The 19,865-nt window shown below is 35.3% G+C and carries 19 protein-coding genes and 1 tRNA gene; 6 read left to right on the top strand and 14 right to left on the bottom strand.

Annotated elements, in window-relative coordinates; all coding sequences use genetic code 11:
• Positions 1-47: 47 nt before the first annotated feature.
• The 11 genes from Q0H92_RS01135 to dnaA all read right to left on the bottom strand — a co-directional run bounded on the left by Q0H92_RS01135 (position 48) and on the right by dnaA (position 9,821).
• Entirely contained in the window at positions 48-1,070 is a 1,023-nt protein-coding gene (locus tag Q0H92_RS01135) for a peptidylprolyl isomerase (protein WP_296010702.1), read from the bottom strand.
• Between the two features lie 14 nt (positions 1,071-1,084).
• Entirely contained in the window at positions 1,085-1,861 is a 777-nt protein-coding gene (locus Q0H92_RS01130; protein ID WP_296010699.1) for a DUF6675 family protein, read from the bottom strand.
• Between the two features lie 30 nt (positions 1,862-1,891).
• The gene (gene jag, locus Q0H92_RS01125) at positions 1,892-2,608 is read right to left on the bottom strand and encodes an RNA-binding cell elongation regulator Jag/EloR (protein WP_296010696.1); all 717 of its coding nucleotides are present in this window, start codon (positions 2,606-2,608) and stop codon (positions 1,892-1,894) included.
• A 23-nt stretch (positions 2,609-2,631) separates the two neighbouring features.
• Positions 2,632-4,440, bottom strand: a complete 1,809-nt coding sequence (gene yidC / locus Q0H92_RS01120) for a membrane protein insertase YidC (protein ID WP_296010693.1) — start codon at positions 4,438-4,440, stop codon at positions 2,632-2,634.
• 21 nt (positions 4,441-4,461) lie between these two features.
• The gene (gene yidD, locus Q0H92_RS01115; RefSeq protein WP_296010690.1) at positions 4,462-4,710 is read right to left on the bottom strand and encodes a membrane protein insertion efficiency factor YidD; all 249 of its coding nucleotides are present in this window, start codon (positions 4,708-4,710) and stop codon (positions 4,462-4,464) included.
• Positions 4,680-5,042: a ribonuclease P protein component gene (gene rnpA, locus Q0H92_RS01110; protein ID WP_296010687.1), complete on the bottom strand. Its 363-nt coding sequence runs from the start codon at positions 5,040-5,042 to the stop codon at positions 4,680-4,682. The genes yidD and rnpA overlap by 31 nt, the downstream gene beginning before the upstream one ends.
• Before the next feature lie 17 nt (positions 5,043-5,059).
• Positions 5,060-5,215 (bottom strand): 50S ribosomal protein L34, encoded by a 156-nt coding sequence (rpmH, locus tag Q0H92_RS01105; protein ID WP_013700286.1) that lies wholly within the window; start codon positions 5,213-5,215, stop codon positions 5,060-5,062.
• Between the two features lie 56 nt (positions 5,216-5,271).
• Entirely contained in the window at positions 5,272-5,814 is a 543-nt protein-coding gene (locus tag Q0H92_RS01100; RefSeq protein WP_296010684.1) for a DciA family protein, read from the bottom strand.
• Positions 5,811-6,932, bottom strand: a complete 1,122-nt coding sequence (recF, locus tag Q0H92_RS01095) for a DNA replication and repair protein RecF (RefSeq protein ID WP_296010681.1) — start codon at positions 6,930-6,932, stop codon at positions 5,811-5,813. Before recF ends, Q0H92_RS01100 begins: the two co-directional genes overlap by 4 nt.
• Before the next feature lie 17 nt (positions 6,933-6,949).
• Positions 6,950-8,074, bottom strand: coding sequence for a DNA polymerase III subunit beta (dnaN, locus tag Q0H92_RS01090; RefSeq protein WP_296010678.1), 1,125 nt, complete (start codon positions 8,072-8,074; stop codon positions 6,950-6,952).
• A gap of 292 nt (positions 8,075-8,366) precedes the next feature.
• Entirely contained in the window at positions 8,367-9,821 is a 1,455-nt protein-coding gene (gene dnaA / locus Q0H92_RS01085; protein ID WP_296010675.1) for a chromosomal replication initiator protein DnaA, read from the bottom strand.
• A gap of 111 nt (positions 9,822-9,932) precedes the next feature.
• Here dnaA and gyrB point away from each other — a divergent pair, with 111 nt between their 5' ends.
• Complete coding sequence (gene gyrB, locus Q0H92_RS01080; RefSeq protein WP_296010672.1) at positions 9,933-11,858, top strand: DNA topoisomerase (ATP-hydrolyzing) subunit B; 1,926 nt, start codon at positions 9,933-9,935, stop codon at positions 11,856-11,858.
• A gap of 8 nt (positions 11,859-11,866) precedes the next feature.
• Positions 11,867-14,323, top strand: coding sequence for a DNA topoisomerase (ATP-hydrolyzing) subunit A (gene gyrA / locus Q0H92_RS01075; protein WP_296010669.1), 2,457 nt, complete (start codon positions 11,867-11,869; stop codon positions 14,321-14,323).
• Positions 14,324-15,139: 816 nt separating this feature from the next.
• Here the strand turns inward: gyrA and argA are convergent.
• On the bottom strand, positions 15,140-16,549 hold the full coding sequence (argA, locus tag Q0H92_RS01070) for an amino-acid N-acetyltransferase (RefSeq protein ID WP_296010666.1): 1,410 nt from the start codon (positions 16,547-16,549) through the stop codon (positions 15,140-15,142).
• A 132-nt stretch (positions 16,550-16,681) separates the two neighbouring features.
• On the opposite strand from argA, the gene Q0H92_RS01065 reads away from it, so the two are divergent.
• Positions 16,682-16,755: transfer RNA gene (locus tag Q0H92_RS01065), tRNA-Val, on the top strand.
• A 63-nt stretch (positions 16,756-16,818) separates the two neighbouring features.
• Entirely contained in the window at positions 16,819-17,292 is a 474-nt protein-coding gene (locus Q0H92_RS01060; protein WP_296010663.1) for an 8-oxo-dGTP diphosphatase, read from the top strand.
• A gap of 82 nt (positions 17,293-17,374) precedes the next feature.
• On the opposite strand, the gene Q0H92_RS01055 is transcribed toward Q0H92_RS01060, so the two are convergent.
• Complete coding sequence (locus Q0H92_RS01055; protein ID WP_296010660.1) at positions 17,375-18,472, bottom strand: S1 RNA-binding domain-containing protein; 1,098 nt, start codon at positions 18,470-18,472, stop codon at positions 17,375-17,377.
• Between the two features lie 80 nt (positions 18,473-18,552).
• On the opposite strand from Q0H92_RS01055, the gene Q0H92_RS01050 reads away from it, so the two are divergent.
• Positions 18,553-19,032, top strand: a complete 480-nt coding sequence (locus tag Q0H92_RS01050; protein ID WP_296010657.1) for a pyridoxamine 5'-phosphate oxidase family protein — start codon at positions 18,553-18,555, stop codon at positions 19,030-19,032.
• A gap of 188 nt (positions 19,033-19,220) precedes the next feature.
• A complete protein-coding gene (locus Q0H92_RS01045; RefSeq protein WP_296010653.1) occupies positions 19,221-19,499 on the top strand; it encodes a CD3324 family protein in 279 nt (92 codons plus the stop codon).
• Positions 19,500-19,576: 77 nt separating this feature from the next.
• On the opposite strand, the gene Q0H92_RS01040 is transcribed toward Q0H92_RS01045, so the two are convergent.
• Positions 19,577-19,858: a helix-turn-helix transcriptional regulator gene (locus Q0H92_RS01040; RefSeq protein WP_296010650.1), complete on the bottom strand. Its 282-nt coding sequence runs from the start codon at positions 19,856-19,858 to the stop codon at positions 19,577-19,579.
• Positions 19,859-19,865 lie beyond the last annotated feature (7 nt).

Here is a 19,865-nt window from a genome sequence, read left to right as displayed (position 1 = left end):
AAAAAGCACGCTGCTGTTAACAACGTGCCTGTTGATTTTCAAAAAATTTATTTAATCTTTACAAGCTCAATATCAAATGCAATATAAGCGCCGCCAGGAATTACGCCAGGATAACCTCTGTCTCCATAAGCCAAGTCAGAAGGAATTACAACCGTTCTTTTTTCGCCGAGCTTCATATCCTGAACCATAATATCAAATCCCGGAATCATTTGACCTGCTCCAGTTTGGAATTCAAGCGGACCTCTGCCTTTTGACTGATCAAAAACGCTTCCATCCACTAAATATCCTTTGTATTCTGTTGCAACTGATTTTCTTGAACCACATTTATCTCCAGTGCCTTCTTTTGTTACTTTATAGTAGATTCCATTTTTGTCTTTTTCAAAGCCCGGAAAATTTTTTTCAACTTCTGCAATTTTTGAAGCATTTGCTTTTTCTTTTGCTTCCAATGCTTTTTTTTGAGCTTCTGCAGCAAGTTTATCAAAATCAGATTGCGTTGCAGTGAATTTTTCAGCTTCCGCGCCTTGACGAATAATTTTTACGCTTTTAATTTCATCATCCTTCGCAATTGCATTTACTGTAGCCTGACTTGCCTCGTCAACAACGTGTCCAAAAATTGTATGATGACCATTCAGCCAAGGAGTTTCTACATGAGTTATAAAAAACTGGCTTCCATTTGTTCCCGGTCCTGCATTTGCCATTGCAAGAACTCCCGAACCTGTGAATTCAAGACCATCTACAATTTCATCTGCAAAATTATATCCAGGTCCGCCAGTTCCGTTTCCGTTTGGATCTCCGCCCTGAATCATAAAATCTTTTATTACACGATGAAATTTCAATCCGTCATAAAAAGGCTTTCCTTTTGCAGCATCCAAAGTTCCTTCCGCAAGTCCAACAAAATTTGTTACCGTCAAAGGAGCCTGTTTATAAAAAAGCTCAAGAATAATATCGCCTTTGCTTGTATTTATTACAGCAAAAAGTCCGTTTTTTCCTTCCAAAGATTTCATCTGTTTACATCCTCCATAAAAAATAAGCGCGCAGGCAAAAAGCAACGCTCCTATAAATTTTTTCATTTTTCCTCCAAACATCATTCAGAAATTTGTTTAGAAAACCATGTGTAAATTGCATCGAGCCTGTTCAAAAGCGACTTTTGCATTCTTTTTTCAAGAACTCCCAAAGAGAAAAAATTCGCCTTTACATTCATATAAACAACAACGTAATCATCGCAAACTGTCATAACAAGATTTATATGAACATTTTCAGGCTTTACAGCTTTTATAAACTTGTAATATACAGGAGTTGTGTTTACAAGTTTCATTGAAATTTCGTTTTCAGTCTGAAAATACGAAACTTCGTAGTTTGTCTTTCCAAGCGAATTGTCATTTAGAAGACAATACTGAACAAGTCCATTTGCGCTTCCTTCTGTTTTATCGTCAACTTTAGTTCTGTCTTGCGGACCTGCAATGCAATATGCGTCGTGATAAAGTGTAGTCCACTTTTTTTCGCCGTTGGAATAATATTGCATCCCTTCCATTTTGCTGACAGAACGCAAAATTACAGAAGCTTCGCTTAAATCAATATTTTCTTTTGGAATAAGATAAATATTTTCTCCAATGAGTGAAGGCAATTCTCCTTCATTTGACGCAAGTTCTTCTGCAATTTTATTTGAAAGTTCAGTTTCAGGAAGAAGTGAAAATTTGGCTTCTTTTGGTTTAAATTCATTAGCCTGAATTTTTCCGTTTTGCTTTAAAAGCTCAAAATTTTCTTTTCCAAGAATTTCTTCCGCAGAATAAGCCGACAAAAACGCAGTAAAAAAATTCAAAATCAAAAAAAATCCTGAAATTCTACAAATAAACTTTTTCATCAACTTTTTCTCCAGAGTTTAATTTTTTAATCAGCGCACACCTTTATAAATTACGCGCACTTGCTTATATAAACCTTCTCCTTCTGATTTGGTTTCAACATCCGCAATATCATTTAAAGTTGTATGAATAAGGCGGCGTTCAAAAGGATTCATAGGCTCAAGCAAAATTGAAGTTTTCTTCTGGCGGACTTTGTCAGCTGTAACATAAGCAAGGCGCACAAGACTTTCTTCACGGCGGATTCTATAGTTTTCCGTGTCAAGAATAATGCGCAAATCTTCTCTTCCAAGATGTCCTACGTAAACATTTACGATAAGCTGCATTGCATCAAGATTTTTGCCTTTTCTTCCAATGAGAATTGAAGACGATTCGCTTGAAAGTTTTATTCCAATCTTTTTTTCTTCACGGAACATAATTTCAACAGCAGCTTCATATCCCATTTTTGAAATAAGAGTTTTTACAAAATCAATAATTTTTTCTTCAACTTCATCCTGAGGAAGAGGATTTGAAACTAACGAAGGGTCATTAGCTCTTGTTGTTGCATTAGGAACTTTTCCGTCAAATTCAGGAGAAACTTGATTTTTTGAATCAACTGTGTGAACTCTGATTTTTACATATCCGTTTTTAAACAAAGTTTTTTTCTGGGATTCAAGAATTTCAACATCAAACTGGTCTTTTTCAAGTCCAAGTTCAGCAGCTGCTTTTTCAATAGCTTCTTTTTCTGTTTTTCCTTCATATTCGTAAGTCATATATTACCTCTCAAAATTAAATTCTATCTTGTTTTCTTTTTTCCGCCTTTGAATTTCAAGACGTTTTTATTTACAGTTTTTTCGTTTTCAAGCTCTGAGCGTTTTTTGTTCATTACGCTGTTTATAACAAGCTGCTGTCCAATCTGAATAATATTGCTTACTGCCCAGTAAAGCAAAAGTCCGCTCGGAACATTATAGAACAGGAAGAAGAACATCAACGGCATTCCGTACATCATGAACTTCATTTGCGACTGGCTTGCTCCAGTTCCAGGATTTCCATACTGAGTTATTTTTCCATTCAAAAGTTGAGACGCAGTATAAATAAACGGAAGAAGACGCAAATTATTCATTGTAAATGCTGAAATAAACGGAATGTTGCGCTTCCAAGTCCAAATGCTGTCTCCAGCCGAAAGATCTTCAATCCAGCCTTTTACAAAACTTGCTCCGCGGAATTCAAAGTAATTGTTAAACACATTGTAAAGAGCAAACAAAATGAACATCTGAACAACCATCGGAAGACATCCAGACATCGGATTGTATCCAGCTTCTTTATAAAGTTTCTGCATTTCCATGCTAAGCTTCTGCTGGTCGTTCTTATATTTTTCCTGAAGAACTTTCATTTTAGGCTGAATTTTCTGCATTTTAAGCGAACCCATGGCGGCATTTTTATTCAGCGGGAACAAAACAATCTTCAAAAGAATTGTAAGAATTATTATGGAAATTCCCCAGTTGTGAGCAACCAAATTTATTTTTTCAAGGCACCATTTTAAAATTATCTCAATCCAAGAAAGGAATCCGCTTGTCTGCAAAGCTTCGTTGAATTTAGCATTTGAAAGATTCCAAGCGTTTTTTGTCTGGTCGTTATATTTTATAAGCTCCCGTTCCTGACGAGGTCCAACATAAATGTAATAAGTATCATTTGAAGTCTCGTCCAAAACAGGCTTTCTTGGAATAAAAATCTGGCATCCATCTTCATTTTCAGATTTAGCTGAAACTTTTATTTTTCCAAGCATATCGGAAGGGGAAGAAGGCTTCACAAGCATTGTAAAATATTTTCCGCCGACTCCAGCCCAATCCACAGAATTCAAATCATAAAATTTGTCTGAAATATTCTTGCGGAATTTTTTTCCGCCGTTCAATGCAAGAACTTGTCTTACTTCATAGCGGTTTTTCTTATCATATCTTGGCCCAATCTGAGGAGCTGTTCTTAAAGTATAAGCCGCGCCTCCAAGTCCAAATTCTCCGCCTTCCTTTGAAATTATAGAAACATCAAGTTTAAAAGCATAATCATCAGGACTGAAAGTATATCTTTTTCCAAGCGTGAATTTTTTTGGATTTCCTTCAGAATCTTTAATTTCATAATCACGGTAGAAAAGAATTGTATAATCGTCTTTTTTCGTTACATTGAATATATCATTTAAAGCCGGATTTTCAGTTCCGCCAAAAGAAAGGCTGAACGCTCTGTTTGAACTGGTTATATTATTTACCATTTCAACGCCAGAACCAGTTTCTTTGTCCTTATGCTCAAGAAGCTGATAACTTATAATGTCTCCGCCGCGGTTTGTAAATGTAACTTTTGCTTTGTTAGTTGAAATCACAAATTCCTGAACATCTTCTGAATTCTGAACTGTCGCCTCAGAAAATGACGCAGAAATCATTTCTTTTTCAGCTTTTATTTGAGCTTCCTGCTCTTCTTTTTTCGCTTCAAATTCGGCAGCTTGCTCACGCGCTCTTTCCTGCTGACGTGGCATAACATACTTTGTCTGAATAAACAAAGAAACAACAAGTACAATTGTTGAAAGTGCTATTGCTAGAATAGTATTTTTTTCCATAAATTTTTCCTTTTACGCCTTTTAAGGAACAGGATCATAGCCTCCCTTGCAAAAAGGATTGCATCTGAGAATTCTTTTTATGGCGAAATAAAGCCCTTTTACAGGACCATGTTTTTGAATTGACTCCAATGCGTAAGCAGAACAACTTGGAGTATAACGGCAGCACGGAGAAAATAGAGGAGAAATACAAACTTGATAAAATCTTATAAAAAGAACCAAAAACCTCACGAAGAAATTTCTTATTCCTTTAATAAGCCAGCTTTTTTGCATAATGTCTTAAATTGTCCGCACCGCGAAAGGAACGAGTCATTTCCGGGATAAACTAAAAAAAGAATATCAAAACCGGTGTTCAGGCGCGCTTTAAAAAAACGATATGTTTCACGGCTATAGCGTTTAGATCTGTTTCTTTCAACAGCATTTCCATAGCCACGGGGAAGAGGAAAAGCAATTCTGTTAAAATCCAAGTTGTTTTTGGAAAAAAAAATTTTTGCTCCAGCAACACTGAATCTCTTCCCTGTTTTAAAAAGTTTCTGGATGTCGGCAAAGCGCTTTATATGTTCTTCTCTTCTAAAACGCCCTGTTTTCAGCAAGTCCGTATCCATCCTTTAATTCAGAAAAATCAGTAAGGCTTCTTTTCGTCAGAAACTGTAAGCTTGTAACGACCCTTAGCTCTTCTTCTAGCAAGAACCATGCGTCCGCCGCGAGTTGCCATACGTGCACGGAAACCGAATTTTCTATTGCGCTTTACTTTGCTAGGCTGATATGTACGTAACATAATAAGACTCCTATATAAATAAAATTTTTTTCAGATTAGTAGAGCAGATATTATCATTATTTTTCAAGATTGGTCAACATGCTTTTCCTTAAATCATCAAAAAGAACTTTTAATTCTGGCGGAAGTTCTTTTTTTTCTGATTTTTTTAGATTTTTATTAATATTAATTCCTGATTTTTTGTTAATTTCTTCTTCAATTTCAAGTTTTTTTTCAACTTTTTTATAAATTGAATCTTTGTTTTCTATTTCCGACGAAATTTCACCTTTATTTCCTTTTAGGCGGAATGCAAGAGTTTTAAATTCAACTTCAGGAAATTTCATTCTAAAGCCGTTTAATATATATTTTTTATGAAACTGTATAAGCGAAATCCAGCCCGGATGATCGGCTTCAATGAGCAAAATTCCATTTTTCAAATCAATTACGCGGCTATGTCCAGCCATATTAAGACCTTCATTCGGATTAGAGGAATTTGTCTTTATGCGCGAAAGAATTTTTTTCCATTCGTCATAAATATTTACAGAATTCTGTGCGTTTTCAACTTTTATAGAATTAAAGGCACTTGAAATTATCTGGCTAAAAGAAACTATTTCTTCGCTCATTCCGAATCTTCCCATTTTCCGTCTTGAATTTTGTAAACTCTTGTGCTTTCCCGTTTGTAATTTTTGTAAGGTTCTCCCGGAAGAAAAGTACAGAAAAGCTGGTCATATTCAGGCAAAAGAGAAGTTACTTTTTGTCTTTTTTCAGGATCAAGCTCAAGAAGAACATCGTCCATAAGCAAAACAGGCTTTCTTGAAGTAATCTGCTTATAAAAAACAGCCTGCCCAGTTCTTAAAATCAAAGCTATAAGCCTTTTTTGTCCAGTAGACGCTGTTGGAACAAACGGAATTCCTTCTTTTTCAAACACAATTTTATCCCGATGTGGTCCGCTCATTGAAGAGCCGATTATTTTTTCCTGCTCCCTTGTTTTATTTAAATAATCAACAACATAATCAACTGACGGAATATTTCTGTCAAAAAAAGGAGAATTCAAATTGTCTGATTTATTTTTCCAAGACGGAATATATTTTATGGAAACTCCAGAAATTCCAGTTACCTGCTCGTAAAGTTTTCCAAAAATCTGGTTAAATCCAAAAACAGCGTCTTTTCTTTTTTTCTGAATTTCAAGTCCATTTTGAGCAAGCTGAAAATCATAAGTTTCAAGCAAATCGTAATGCTTTTCTTTTAAACTTAAATTTCTGTTTTTTAGAATTCTCTTGTATTTTCTCATAATGTCAATGTAAAGAACATCATACATGCTCAACGACTGATCTATGAAAAATCTTCTTCTTTCCGGAGAACCTACAGCAAAATCCAAATCTTCATGGCTATAAAGAACGCACGGCATTGTATTTATAAGTTCTTTTCGGTCGTGAAGAATTTTTCCGTCTTTTTCTATTTTTTTAAGCCTTTCTTTTAAAATAATTGAAGTTGTATGAGAAGTTCCGTTTTCTTCTCTGAACAAACAGCGAAGGCTCATTTCATTTTCATTTTTTTTTATAACTTCTGAATCAATATGAGTTCTAAATGATGAGCCGTAAGCAGAATAATAAAGTGATTCTAAAAGATTGCTCTTTCCCTGTCCATTTTTTCCGACAAAATAAATTTCTTTTGATGACAAATCTATATTTTCATTGCAGAGATTTCTAAAATTATATGGAGACAGAGAAAGAAAAGGCATTTTTTATGCTTTAGTTTCTATTCCTTTTGCATTGGCATTATTATGTGGAAATAATCTTCAGCTGGCTCAGGGCGCATTGTAACGGCTTTCATTTCTTCCGTGAATTCAAATGCGATTTTTTCAGAATTTATGCCTTTTAAAGGTTCTTCAATATAACGGAAATTCAATGCGATTGTATAAGAATCTCCCTGATATTGGCACGGAATTTCTTCGTCTGCGCTTCCCATGTCCGACTGCGAAGATGTTATTTTTAAAACTCCATCAGAAATATTAAAGAATATGCGTCCAGCTTTTTTATCAACCATAAGTGCAACACGTTTAAGAGCATCCACCAAATCAGCTCTGTAAACCTGAAAACTATAAGCCTGATGCTCAGGAATAACACGCTCATAATTAGGAAACTGTCCTTCCAAAAGCGCCGCGCCAAATCTGTAGTTTCCGAATTTAAAGAAAATCATTTTATCAACAACAGCCACAAAAATATTTCCTTCTTCAGGAGCGTGCTTCAATATGATATTCAAAATTTTTGGATGAACTATAGCTGAAGGAAATTCGCTTATTCCGGCAAGAATTGATTTTGAAACAAAGCTCAAGCGACGGCCATCTGTGGCAACCATATTCAAGTTGTCTCCTTTTTTCTCAAAGAAAACACCGTTCATAAAATAGCGGGTTTCGTCTTCGCTTACTGCAAAAGAAGTCTGAGCTATCATTTCTTTTATATCTTTTGATGAAACTTCAAAATAAGGAACATTTTCAGCTGAATAAAATTCAGGGAATTTTTCCTGAGACATGCTTTTCATCTGAAATTTGATTTTTTTATCTACAGGCTTGATTATTACATTTATAGACTGCTCTTCGCCTTCTTTCTTTTCCTGATTAAATTCAATTTCTCCAGAAGGAAGAGAATTTAAAATTCCCATGAATTTATCACAGTAAACTGTTGTTGTTCCTTCTTCAGTTATTTGAACAGGAACTTGAGTTTCAAAGTTAACTTTTATGTCAGTTGCTTTTATAGTCAGCTTATTTTCCTGAGCAATGATAAGAATATTTGAAAGAATTGAGCCCATGTTTTTTGTTGAAATAATTTCCTGGGCAATTGAAATTTCTTTAATCATTGTGTCTTTGTCAAATGTAAATCTCATATATTTCTCCTGGTTTTACTATACAATTTTGCATAATTATTCGCTTTTAGAAAGCAAATGAATTTTTATACACAAGCTATATTAAATTTATAAATTTATAAATTTTAGTAATAGTAGTAATAGTGCCTGTGGATTTATGGAAAAGTGATTTTTCTTTTTGCATTAAAAGAAATTAAGTTGTGCAAAAATCAACGAAATGAATTCACTTTTTTTCCACAAATTCACTTTTTTTATAAAATCCTTATTTTTTCCACAAGATTATAACATATTTGAATATAGTTTTCCACTGAAATTAAAGCCTCTTGTAATCTTTTATTTCTTTTATAAGAAGCTCAATTGTTGAGTTTAAACTTTCATCTGTTTTAAGCTGAAGTTCAATTGTGTTGTAGCTGTGCATTATTGTTGAATGGTCTTTCCCGCCGAATTCAGCAGCGATTTCATTGAATGAAGATTCAGTTAAAATCCGTGAAATGTAAATTGCGATGTGGCGCGAATATGCTATTTTTTTGTTGCGTTTTACACCTTTTATGTCGCTTAAAGAAATGTTGTAATGATTGGCGACAACTTTTTGAATTGTGTCTATTGAAATTGAGCCGTCGGAAACTTTGCTTATGTTGTCGCTTAAAAGTTTTTTTGCAATATCGATTGTAAGATTTTTCTGCAAAAGCTCAGCGTAGCCAATCATTTTATCAAGGCAAGCTCCAAGTTCGCGCACGTTCGACTGAATATTTTTTGCGATGAAGTCAATTACATCTTCTGGAACTGATTTTTTCTTTATTTCAAGTTTTTTTAAGAGAATTGCTTTTCTTATTTCGTAGCTTGGCGGCTGCAAATCTATTGTTGTTCCCATTGAAAACCTTGATTTTAATCTGTCTTCAATTCCGTTCAGTTCCGAAATCGGACGGTCGCAAGTAAAAACAATTTGAGCGTGAGTTCTGTAAAGCTCTTCAAATGTGTAAAAAAGCTCTTCCTGCGTCTGAATTTTGTCTTCGAGAAAATGAATGTCGTCTAAGAGAAGAACATCAAGTTTTCTGTATTTGTTTTTAAATTTTTCGGAAGTTCCGTCTCTTAAAGAAAAAGTAAATTCGTTTAAGAAATTTTCCGCGCTTATGTAGCAGATTTTTATGTTTTCTTTTCCTTCAGGCGGATTATTGTAAATGTAATTTCCGATTGATTGCATTAAGTGAGTTTTTCCAAGTCCGACTCCTCCGTAAATTAAAAGAGGATTGAACCTTCTGCCTGGCTCTTTTGCGGCTGCAAGGGATGCACTGTAAGCAAATTCGCTGTTTTCGCCTTTTACGAATTTTTCAAATGTGTAATCTTCGCTTAACTGAGGATGAATTTTAAAAGTGGGTACAGAATTTATGGGTGCAGATTTTTTTTCTGAATTGATTTCAGCTTCATTTGAAATATTTGAATTTTCAGAATCAATGGTTGCAGTTTTGGGTACAGAATTTGATTCAGGTTCTTTTTGAGAATTTCGTTTTTTCAATATATAAGTTAAATTTATGTTTTGTCCTGAAAGTTCAGCTATTTTTGATTCTACTGCGTTTACATAACCTTTATTTACCATGCTAATCCACATGAAATCAGAGGGTACAGATACGGTTATAGTTTCAATTGTATCTTCTACATATTCCATGTTGAACCAAAGCTTGAATTCTGACTCCAGTCCTTTTAGTTTGTATTCATCGTGGATTTGTTTTAAGGCTTCATCCCAAAAAGCTCGGTAATTCTGTTCACTCATAGCTTACAATTATACTCTGTCTTTACTTTTTTCTTCAATATGAGTATACTTATTTTTCAATTTATTTCTATTTTATATACATTTCATTTTGCGGAAATTTCGGAGTTTTTCATGTCTGAAGAAAACAATCAATACGGAGCAGGAAGCATTCAGGTTTTAAAAGGGCTTGAAGCTGTAAGAAAAAGACCTGGAATGTACATAGGTTCTACAGGACCAAATGGACTTCATCATCTTGTTTATGAAGTTGTTGACAACAGTATTGATGAAGCCATGGCTGGCTATTGTACGCAAATTACTGTGGCTCTTGAAAAAGACGATATTTGCCGTGTAGAAGACAATGGACGTGGAATTCCGGTTGATATTCATCCTACAGAACATATTTCAGCGCTTGAACTTGTTCTTACTCGTCTTCATGCCGGCGGAAAATTTGACAAGTCAAACTATAAAGTTTCTGGAGGACTTCATGGAGTTGGAGTTTCCTGCGTAAATGCGCTTTCTGTTTGGATGGAAGCTTTTGTAAATAAAGACGGGAAACGTTATCATCAAAAGTACGCGGAAGGAATTCCTAAATCTAAAGTTGAATGCATTGGAGAAACTGGACTTCATGGAACTACAATCCGCTGGAAAGCAGATGCTTCGATTTTTACAGAAACAACAACTTATAATTTTGATGTTCTTTCTACAAGGCTTAGAGAACTTGCATTTTTAAATCCTGGAATAACAATCATTTTTCGTGATGAGCGTCTTGAAAATCCAAAGGAAGTTGTCTTTAAATTTGAAGGCGGAATCAAGCATTATGTAAGCTATTTGAATGAAGGAAAAAAAATAATTCCAGAAGAGCCAATTTATATTAACGGCGAAGAAAATGATGTGATTATAGAACTTGCAATGCAATATAATGACAGCTATTCTGAAAATATTTTTTCTTACGTTAATGATATTAATACTAGAGAAGGCGGAACTCATCTTGATGGCTTTAAAATTGCGCTTACTATGGTTCTAAATAAATTTCTTGAAAAAAATGAAAAGCTTCTTAAAAAGCTCGACAAAGATGAAAAACTTACAGGAGACGATGTTAGGGTAGGGCTTACTGCTGTTTTGTCATTGAAAATTCCAGAGCCGCAGTTTGAAGGCCAGACAAAAACCAAACTGGGAAATTCAGAAGTCCGCGGATATGTTGATTCGCTTGTAAAAGAAAAACTTACACTTTTCTGTGAGCAGAATCCGCAGATTACAACAATGATTCTTGAAAAAGCAGTTGGAGAAGCCGCTGCCCGAATTGCCGCAAGAAAGGCTAAAGACAGCGCGCGCCGTAAAAACAACATAGACAGTTTCGGACTTCCGGGAAAATTGAGCGATTGTTCTTCAAAAAATGCCGCTGAATGCGAAGTTTACATTGTCGAAGGAGATTCTGCGGGTGGTTCTGCAAAAAAAGGACGCGATGCTAAAACCCAGGCAATTCTTCCTTTGTGGGGAAAAATGCTCAATGTTGAAAAAGTTCGCGCAGACAAAGTTGTAAATAACGAAAAACTTCAGCCTGTAATTGCTTCTCTTGGAGCTGGATTCGGAAAAGATTTCAATATTGAAAAACTCCGTTATCACAAAATTATAATAATGGCTGATGCCGATGTTGATGGAAGCCACATTAGGACTTTGCTTTTGACATTTTTCTTCAGATATATGCCCGAGCTTATTGAAAAAGGCTACGTTTATCTTGCAATGCCGCCTTTGTTTAAAATTGAAATCGGAAAGCAAAAAATTTATGTTTATTCCGATGAAGAGCGCGATGCTGAGCTGGAAAAACTTGGAGACAAAAGAGAAAAAGCTGATGTTCAGCGTTATAAAGGTCTTGGTGAAATGGACGGAAACCAGCTTTGGGATACAACTATGAATCCAGAAACACGCAGAATGAAAGTAGTTACGATTCCAGACGCAGTTGCCGCGGACAGAATTTTCAGTATTTGCATGGGCGAAGAAGTAGAACCGCGCAGAAAATTTATCGAAGAAAATGCTGTTTATGCAAATCTGGATGTTTAGGATAAAAAATGGAAAACACAGAAAATACAACAAATCTTATAAAAATTCCGATTGAAGATGAAGTAAAGCAGGCTTTTATTGACTATTCAATGTCTGTTATTGTAAGCCGCGCTCTTCCTGATTCCCGCGATGGTTTAAAGCCTGTTCACCGCAGAATTATTTATTCCATGGAAGAAAACCATCTTTCTGCAGGCGGAAAAACAAAAAAATGCGCCACGATTGTCGGTGATGTTCTTGGAAAATATCATCCTCATGGAGATGCTTCTGTTTATGATGCTCTTGTTCGACTTGGACAGGATTTCAGCCAGCGTTATATTGTAGTTCATCCGGGCGGAAATTTCGGAACAATAGCCGGAGATCCTCCAGCCGCTTACCGTTATACCGAAGCAAAAATGACAAAAATTGCCGAGGAAATGGTTGAAGATATAAACAAAGACACTGTAGACATGATTCCTAACTATGATGACACAAAGGAAGAACCTACAGTTTTGCCTTCAAAGTTTCCGTTTCTTTTGTGCAATGGCTCTGTTGGAATCGCTGTCGGAATGGCTACAAATATGCCGCCTCACAATCTGCGTGAAGTTGCAAGCGCCATAAGCGCATATATTGATAATCAGGATATAACAGTCGATGAGCTTTTAAATCATATAAAAGGTCCAGATTTTCCTACAGGCGGAATTATTTTTGGAAAACAGGGAATTGCAGATGCTTACAGAACTGGACGTGGAAAAATTCTTGTCCGCGGAAGGTTCAATATTGAAGTAAGCAAAACTGGACTTGAATCGATTGTATTTACAGAAGTTCCTTACGGAGTGAATACAAGAACTCTTTGTGAAAAAATCGGAGAGCTTGCGCGTGATAAAGTTATCGATGGAATCAGTGCAATAAATGACGAATCTTCCGACAGAAGCGGAATGAGAATTGTAATTCATTTAAAGCGTGGCGCAATAACAAAAGTTGTAATAAATCAGCTTTTTGCAAAAACAGCGTTGCAGTCAAGTTTTGGAGTTATAAATCTTGCGCTTGTAAAAGGCCGTCCGCAGATTTTAAATTTAAAGCAAATTATAAAATGCTTTGTTGATCATCGTGATGAAGTTATAACTCGACGCGTAACTTTTGACTTGAACAAGGCTCGTGCGCGTGAACATATTCTGGAAGCGTTGATTACAGCTGTTGATGCGATTGATGAAGTTATAAAAATGATTCGCTCTAGCCGTGATGAAACTGAAGCCAAAGCCAAGCTTATGCAGCGTTTTGGATTTGATGAGATTCAGGCTGAAGCTATTGTTGAAATGCGTCTTGGTCGTCTTACAAATTTGCGCATCGACGAGCTTCGTAAGGAAATGGAAGAAGTAAAGGCTTTTATTGCCCATTGCGAAGATTTGCTTGCTCACCACGAAAAAATTCTTGCGATTATAAAAGACGAAACAAATGAGCTTTCTGAAAAATACGGAGACGATAGAAAAACTGATATTGTCGCCGGTGAAGTTGAAAGCATAAATGTTGAAGACATGATAAAAGAAGAAGATATGGTCATTCTTGTTTCTAAGCTTGGCTATATCAAGAGAGTTTCTGTAAGCCAGTATAAGAGCCAGGGAAGAGGCGGCAAAGGTACTATTTCAGCAAAACTTGTTGAAGAAGACTATATAAATCAAATGTTTGTCGCTTCAACGCATGATTATTTGATGTTTATTACAACTGAAGGAAAAGCTTACTGGATAAAAGTCCATGAAATTCCTGAAGCGTCAAAGACGAGTCGCGGTTCACATATAAAAAGCCTTCTTTCTGTCAGCGCGAATGAAGATATTACAGCGATTGTCAGCTTAAAGGAATTTTCAGAAAATAATTATTTGTTTATGGCTACTGCAAATGGCGTTGTCAAGAAAACTCCTACAAGCGACTTTAGAAATGCAAAATCGCGTGGAATGCAGGCTGTTCGTCTTGATGAAGGAGATACTCTTGTAAGCGCAATTCTTTCAACAGGAAAAGATGAGCTGCTTCTTGTAAGCCGCCGTGGACAAGCATTAAGAATCAATGAAGAAGATGTTCGTCCAATGGGAAGATCTAGCCGCGGTGTTGCTGGATTAAAACTTTCCGAAGGCGATGAGCTTTGTTCCGCTATAAGGATTCATACAGAACCTGATTCAAAAATTCTTGTAGTTACAGAAAAAGGCATAGGAAAAAGAGTTGATTCCGCAGAATTCAATGCCCACGGAAGAGGAACTGGCGGTCAAAAGATATTTGGCAATGTTGAAGACAAAGGCGAAATCATAGGCGCTTTGTGTGTCCGTGATTCAGATAGCATTATGTGCATTACAAGCCAAGGAACTTCTGTCCGTGTTGAAGCAAAAGATATAACAGTGCAGGGCAGGGGAGCGAGTGGAATAAAAGTTGTTTCAATCACTGATCCTGATTACGTTGTTGGAGTTGATAGAATTGCCAACGATGAAGATGAAAAAAAATAACTTGTAAAAATTGAAAAATTGCCGTGGATTTTCTTTTGAATTTCCGCGGCTTTTTTTTATGGAATTTTACTAAATTTTTGTCAAATTTGTTTTTATTATAAATTTATTTAAATTTTGTATTATCTTAATTTAAATATAGATGTTTTTAAATGTTTCATGTGAAACAATGTTTTTCAACAACTTTTCCACAAGTATAAAATTTTCTTTAAGAATTTAAAATCCATTATAGTTTCTTATAAAACAAAGAATTACAGAATTTTGCGATTAAATTTCATTTCAAAATTCAAAAATTTCCATAGTTTTTCCACATTTGCGTTTCACGTGAAACACATTCATTGTTTTTTTTCTTTAGTTTTGATAAAAAGTATTTTGATTTTATTATTGAATCTGACACCGCAATGTTTCTGAAAAAAATTAGTTATAATCTATTATAAACTTTCAGCAAGTTTTTGATTAGGCTTATTTTTCAAACATCGCAGTATTAAGCACGGTAATGACAAAATTGTTAAATAGCTGTTTTTATAAAAACTCAAAATTGAACTTATTATTTTTATACAATTGAATTTTGATATTTTTAAATCAAAACTGGTTAGTAATCAGCTTGCTTTGAACAACGTAGGATTAAAGATAAAAAAATATTCTTTTATATTTGTGCGAGATAGTTCATATTATGAATTAGACAATAATCTTTTTTGTTTTTAATTAAATTGTTTTTTCAGTTATTGTTTATAAAAAAAACACCCATGTTTCACGTGAAACACAGGTGTTCAATATTTCGTTTTAAGCTTTTATTTTTCTTGTATCAAGTTTTTGTTGTTAAAAAAGTCGTAATACTTTTGATCCTCTATTTGGATTCCATTTTTCTTTTCTTTCTTTTGGTAAAGTTGATATGTCGGAAAGTTTAAATCCTAATTTTTCAAACCAATCTGCTGTTTGTGTTGTTAACAGGAATATTCCTTTTGAATTATTGTGTTTTGCTTGTTTCACGAGAAACTCTATCATTCTTGGTCCGATTCCTATGTGAGAACAGTTTTTGTCAACTGCGACACCTGCGATTTCTGTTTGTCCGTCAGAATAAGGAATGAGTGAAGCACAGGCTCTGATTGCGCCATCAAGTTCGTATACGATAAAATTGTTGAATTGGGCTGAAAGACTTTCCTTTGTTCTGGGAAGAAGAATTCCTGATTCAATAAATGGCTGCATTACATTTAAAACTGCTGGAATGTCTTCTCTTGTCATTTCTCTGATTTTTCCGTAGTTGCTGCTGTAAACCATTGTTCCAGAGCCTAAGTCGCTGAATATTTCACATGGAACAACTCCGTCTATAGAGCCATTCAATATGTGAACTCTGTCAACTCCTTGAGTGCAAGCTTTTTCTGCTTTTTTTAGAAGAGTGAAAATTTTTTCTTTCAGATACATTTTATTTGTTTCACGTGAAACATTTTTGTCTGAAATTACCAAACGTTTGGTAGAATTTGCGTTATTTTCATCTGAATTTACCGAGAGTTCGTTTGTTTTTAAAAATAATTCAACTTCTTCCAAATTTAAAGCCGGAACATTTCCTTCTGGAGAAAGACCGATTTCTTTTGGAATTAAGAAATTTTCTGAATTGATTTCTGCATTTGGAACAAGAAAAAAAAGTTTGTCTGCGTTCAGGTTAATTGCGATTTGCTGGGAAAGTTCAATTGAAGAAATGTTGTAAGGCTTTCCGGCTATGCTCCATCCTATGCAAGGAAAAATCGGAATAAATCCATTGTCTAAAACTGTTTTTATTGAATCAGTTTGCAGCTTTTCTATTTCGCCGCTTGTTCCGTAATCAAATCCGTCGATAACGCCTTTTCCTCTGGCTCTGACCCAGTTTCCAATGACTGCGGTTTTTCTTTCGCCTGCAAAAGCTGTCATTATTTGATTTGAAACATCAAACGCCGCCATTTTTATAAGAGGCATTGCTTCTGGACCTGTTATGCGGCAGTTGCAGTGCATTTTCCATTTTATATTTGCGCTTGAGAGAATTTCGTTTATTTTTTTGCTTGCTCCGGGAACTAGAATTACTTTTAGTCCGGCTTCGTGAATAAAACAAATGTCTCTTATGTGGTTCAGAAAATGCGGACTGTCAATTAAAGTGTCATCTATGTAAATTACAACGAGCGCATTTTTAAATCTTTTTATGTAGCGGATTACGTCCCGGATTCTTTCGGCTTTTTCGTGAATTAGATTTTCTTCCATAATATGTTAGTATTACGAAGCTGAAAAAAACTGTCAATCATCAAAACTGTATAACAAATTGTTATAAATGAAATCTTTTTGTTTTTTCATATAGACAGAGTTTTTTATATATGTTATTATTACAAAATATAAGGGCTCTTAGCTCAGCTGGTACGAGCGTCTGGTTTACACCCAGAATGTCGGGGGTTCGATCCCCTCAGAGCCCATAAAGACTTCATGTTTCTGCATGAGGTCTTTTTTTATTTTTCAAACTTATTTTCAGGAAAAAAATGAAAAGTCAGCTTACAACTTTGTGCTATATTGAAAAAAATGATTGCTATTTGATGCTTCATAGAGTTACAAAGAAAAATGATATAAACCACGACAAATGGATTGGTGTTGGCGGACATTTTGAAGCCGGAGAAAGTCCTGAAGATTGCCTGCTTCGGGAAGTAAAAGAAGAAACCGGGCTTGTTTTAAATTCGTTTTCTTTTAGAGGAATTGTTACATTTTTGTCTGATGATGATCCTGCTGAATATATGTGCCTTTACACAAGCGATGATTTTTCCGGGAATCTTATTGAATGCGACGAAGGGAAACTTGAATGGATAAAAAAATCAGATTTTAAGAATCTTGAGCATTGGGAAGGCGATTTAATTTTTCTGGATTTGCTGGAAAAAGGTGAACCGTTTTTTTCTCTTAAGTTGATATATAGAACTGGAATTTTAAAAGAAGCTTTTTTGAATGGAAAGAAGATAAAGTAAAAAATGTCCAAAAAGTAGAGATTGCCGTATCAAGTACGACAATGACATTTTTAACTTATTGGACATTCTATTTTTTTATAGTTTATTTTTTCAAGAGTGCTGCGAAAGGATTGTAAGTTTCTCCGTCATCATCATCTTTGTGCGATGAAAGATATTCCGCCGCATTGTCCTGTTCTTCATTTGAAACAACTGGGGCAAGCGAAATTCTTTTTTCTTCAGAATCAACTTTTTCAACAATAACTGGAAATTTTTCACCTGGCTTGTAGATTTTTTTCAGATTTGTATTGCGCTCAACATTCAGCTTGGATATGTGAACGAGTCCGTCTATTCCTGATGCGATGTTTACAAAAATTCCAAAATCAGCTACGCGGGAAATTGTTCCTTCAATTTTTGTTCCAGCCGGAAATTCGGTTTTTACATTGTCCCAAGGATCTGCTTCAAGTTCTTTTGTTGAAAGAGAAACTTTTTCATGCTGCCAGTCTGCTTTTATAATTTTTGCTGTTACTTCTTGTCCTATTTTTAAAACATCTGAAACATTGCTGATTCTTGCATGGGAAATTTCAGAAATTGGAAGAAGCGCTTGGAATCCGTTTAAGTCGATAAATGCGCCGTAGGATTCGATAGATTTTACTTTTCCAGTAACGGTCATTCCTTCTGTGTATTTTTTTGAAAGCTGATCGAGTTCCGCATTTGCCTGCTCTTCAAGAATTGCGCGGTTTGAAAGAACTATGTTTTTGCCGTCATTTTTATATTCTTGGATTTTGAAAGTAAGATGCTCGCCTACATATTCAGCTGGCTCCTTTTTCTGTCTGTACCCCATTTGTGAATAGGGACAGAATGCACGGCTTGTGCCAATCATTACTTCAAATCCGCCTTTAATTTCTTTTGTAACGTGGCCTTCTACTGGAATTCCATTTTTGAATGCGTTTTCAAGAACTGATTTTCCTGCGTTTTGACCGGCAAGCTTTGTTGTAAAGTGAAGCTCCTCGTTTTTTCCGCCTAGAAAGTAAACTTTTATTTTGTCGCCTTCTTTTATGGAACAATTTCCGTTTTCATCGCAAAATTCAGCCTTGTTAACGAAACCTTCGCTTTTCAGCCCAAGATCAATAAAAACTGTGTCATTTGAAATTGCGGCAACAGTTGTTTCAATCATCTGTCCCTGTTCATATAAGTTTTTCATTTGTTTTCCTTGTAAAATTGATTTCTAAATTATAAAATGAATTTGAAAAAATTTCAATTTGCAAATTTTGTAGGTGAAAAATGAGGCGAAAAGAAAGAGAAATTACTGACTTTGAAGAAATGATAAAAATTCTTGATGAGTCGAATTTTTTGACTCTTGCGATGATAAATGGAAATGAGCCGTATTCTGTGCCCGTAAATTTCGGGTACAAACTGGATGATGACAGAAAGCGGATTCAGATTTTTATTCACGGAGCTACGGAAGGAACAAAGCTTAGCTGCATAAAAAATTGCCCCCGTGTATCTTTTTCTGCTGTAAGCTATTCTGAAATAGGTACAGACAAAGCGCCTTGTGGCTGGACAGATTTTTACAGAAGTGTCTGCGGAAAAGGAAATGCAGTTATTTTAGAGGATGCAGATGAAAAGAAAGAAGGATTAATCTGTATCCTAAAAAAGTATGGGTACAAAGGTCCAACTGTTTTTCCTGCTATTATGATGAAAAGAACAAGCATGATAAGAATTGATGTGGAAGAATTGACTGGAAAATTCCATGAAAAATAAATAGAATTTAATAGTTTTTTATGTTATATTTTGAGCATTGAAGATAAAATTGTTTTCTAAGGAGCGACTTATAAAAAATACGACAAAAATGGAGCTTGTATTGCGCCGGCAGTAAAGGCGTAATTTGAGTTTCAAGAGCTTTTACTGCTTGTTCAATTAGAAAAATCTTTTTGAAAAGCGTCATCAAAATGAATTACGTAAAAGCGAAAAATGTTCTTCCGTCCGAACTTCTTGAAAAAATTCAGGAGTATGCGGCAGGAACTTACTTGTATATTCCGCAGAAATGCGAAAGCCGGAAAAACTGGGGAGAATCAAAGGATTCCAAAGCTTGGTACAGAAACCGGAATCAGCGGATATACGAAAGTTACAAAAAAGGATTTTCGGTCAGCGAGATTTCGCAAAAATTCTTTCTGAGCGAAAAGTCAATCTACAGAATCATCTTGCAGGCAAAAAAGCAGATGAATTAAACTTTTCCGGTTAAATATTGCTAAAGCTGTTGTGTAAAAACTGGCTCTATAAATGGGGTCAGTTTTTTTGTTTTAAATTATTTTGCGTTTCTTAAATCGTCAACAATAAGCTGAATATGCGAAATCTGATTTTCCGTCAAATTTTCAACGTCCAACGTACGCTTGTTGTCAAGTCCTAAAAGATAATCAGTTGAAACTTCAAAAAAATTCGCAATTTTCACAAGCATCTCAATAGAAGGAAGAATGTTGTCGTTTTCCCAATTTGAAACGCTTTGCTTTGTAACTCCGAGCTTGCCCGCCAGCTGAATCTGGCTGATTCCACGGCTGCCGCGAAGCTCACGGATTCGTTCATTCAGCATAAGAAAC

The sequence above is a fragment of the uncultured Treponema sp. genome (assembly GCF_934725225.1).
In the GTDB taxonomy this organism is placed as follows: Bacteria; Spirochaetota; Spirochaetia; order Treponematales; family Treponemataceae; genus Treponema_D.
Note: the sequence above shows the minus strand (reverse complement) of the source record. Positions and strands in the feature narration are given on the sequence as shown.

Bases quoted from the DNA above. Each gene is read 5' to 3' on its own strand.
- Q0H92_RS01135 (WP_296010702.1), bottom strand. From the start codon at position 1,070: ATGAAAAAATTTATAGGAGCGTTGCTTTTTGCCTGCGCGCTTATTTTT.
- jag (WP_296010696.1), bottom strand. From the start codon at position 2,608: ATGACTTACGAATATGAAGGAAAAACAGAAAAAGAAGCTATTGAAAAA.
- rnpA (WP_296010687.1), bottom strand. From the start codon at position 5,042: ATGGATACGGACTTGCTGAAAACAGGGCGTTTTAGAAGAGAAGAACAT.
- yidC (WP_296010693.1), bottom strand. From the start codon at position 4,440: ATGGAAAAAAATACTATTCTAGCAATAGCACTTTCAACAATTGTACTT.
- recF (WP_296010681.1), bottom strand. From the start codon at position 6,932: ATGCCTTTTCTTTCTCTGTCTCCATATAATTTTAGAAATCTCTGCAAT.
- Q0H92_RS01130 (WP_296010699.1), bottom strand. From the start codon at position 1,861: ATGAAAAAGTTTATTTGTAGAATTTCAGGATTTTTTTTGATTTTGAAT.
- gyrB (WP_296010672.1), top strand. From the start codon at position 9,933: ATGTCTGAAGAAAACAATCAATACGGAGCAGGAAGCATTCAGGTTTTA.
- Q0H92_RS01055 (WP_296010660.1), bottom strand. From the start codon at position 18,472: ATGAAAAACTTATATGAACAGGGACAGATGATTGAAACAACTGTTGCC.
- Q0H92_RS01045 (WP_296010653.1), top strand. From the start codon at position 19,221: ATGAATTACGTAAAAGCGAAAAATGTTCTTCCGTCCGAACTTCTTGAA.
- argA (WP_296010666.1), bottom strand. From the start codon at position 16,549: ATGGAAGAAAATCTAATTCACGAAAAAGCCGAAAGAATCCGGGACGTA.
- Q0H92_RS01040 (WP_296010650.1), bottom strand. From the start codon at position 19,858: ATGCTGAATGAACGAATCCGTGAGCTTCGCGGCAGCCGTGGAATCAGC.
- Q0H92_RS01060 (WP_296010663.1), top strand. From the start codon at position 16,819: ATGAAAAGTCAGCTTACAACTTTGTGCTATATTGAAAAAAATGATTGC.
- rpmH (WP_013700286.1), bottom strand. From the start codon at position 5,215: ATGTTACGTACATATCAGCCTAGCAAAGTAAAGCGCAATAGAAAATTC.
- Q0H92_RS01050 (WP_296010657.1), top strand. From the start codon at position 18,553: ATGAGGCGAAAAGAAAGAGAAATTACTGACTTTGAAGAAATGATAAAA.
- gyrA (WP_296010669.1), top strand. From the start codon at position 11,867: ATGGAAAACACAGAAAATACAACAAATCTTATAAAAATTCCGATTGAA.
- dnaN (WP_296010678.1), bottom strand. From the start codon at position 8,074: ATGAGATTTACATTTGACAAAGACACAATGATTAAAGAAATTTCAATT.
- dnaA (WP_296010675.1), bottom strand. From the start codon at position 9,821: ATGAGTGAACAGAATTACCGAGCTTTTTGGGATGAAGCCTTAAAACAA.
- Q0H92_RS01100 (WP_296010684.1), bottom strand. From the start codon at position 5,814: ATGAGCGAAGAAATAGTTTCTTTTAGCCAGATAATTTCAAGTGCCTTT.
- yidD (WP_296010690.1), bottom strand. From the start codon at position 4,710: ATGCAAAAAAGCTGGCTTATTAAAGGAATAAGAAATTTCTTCGTGAGG.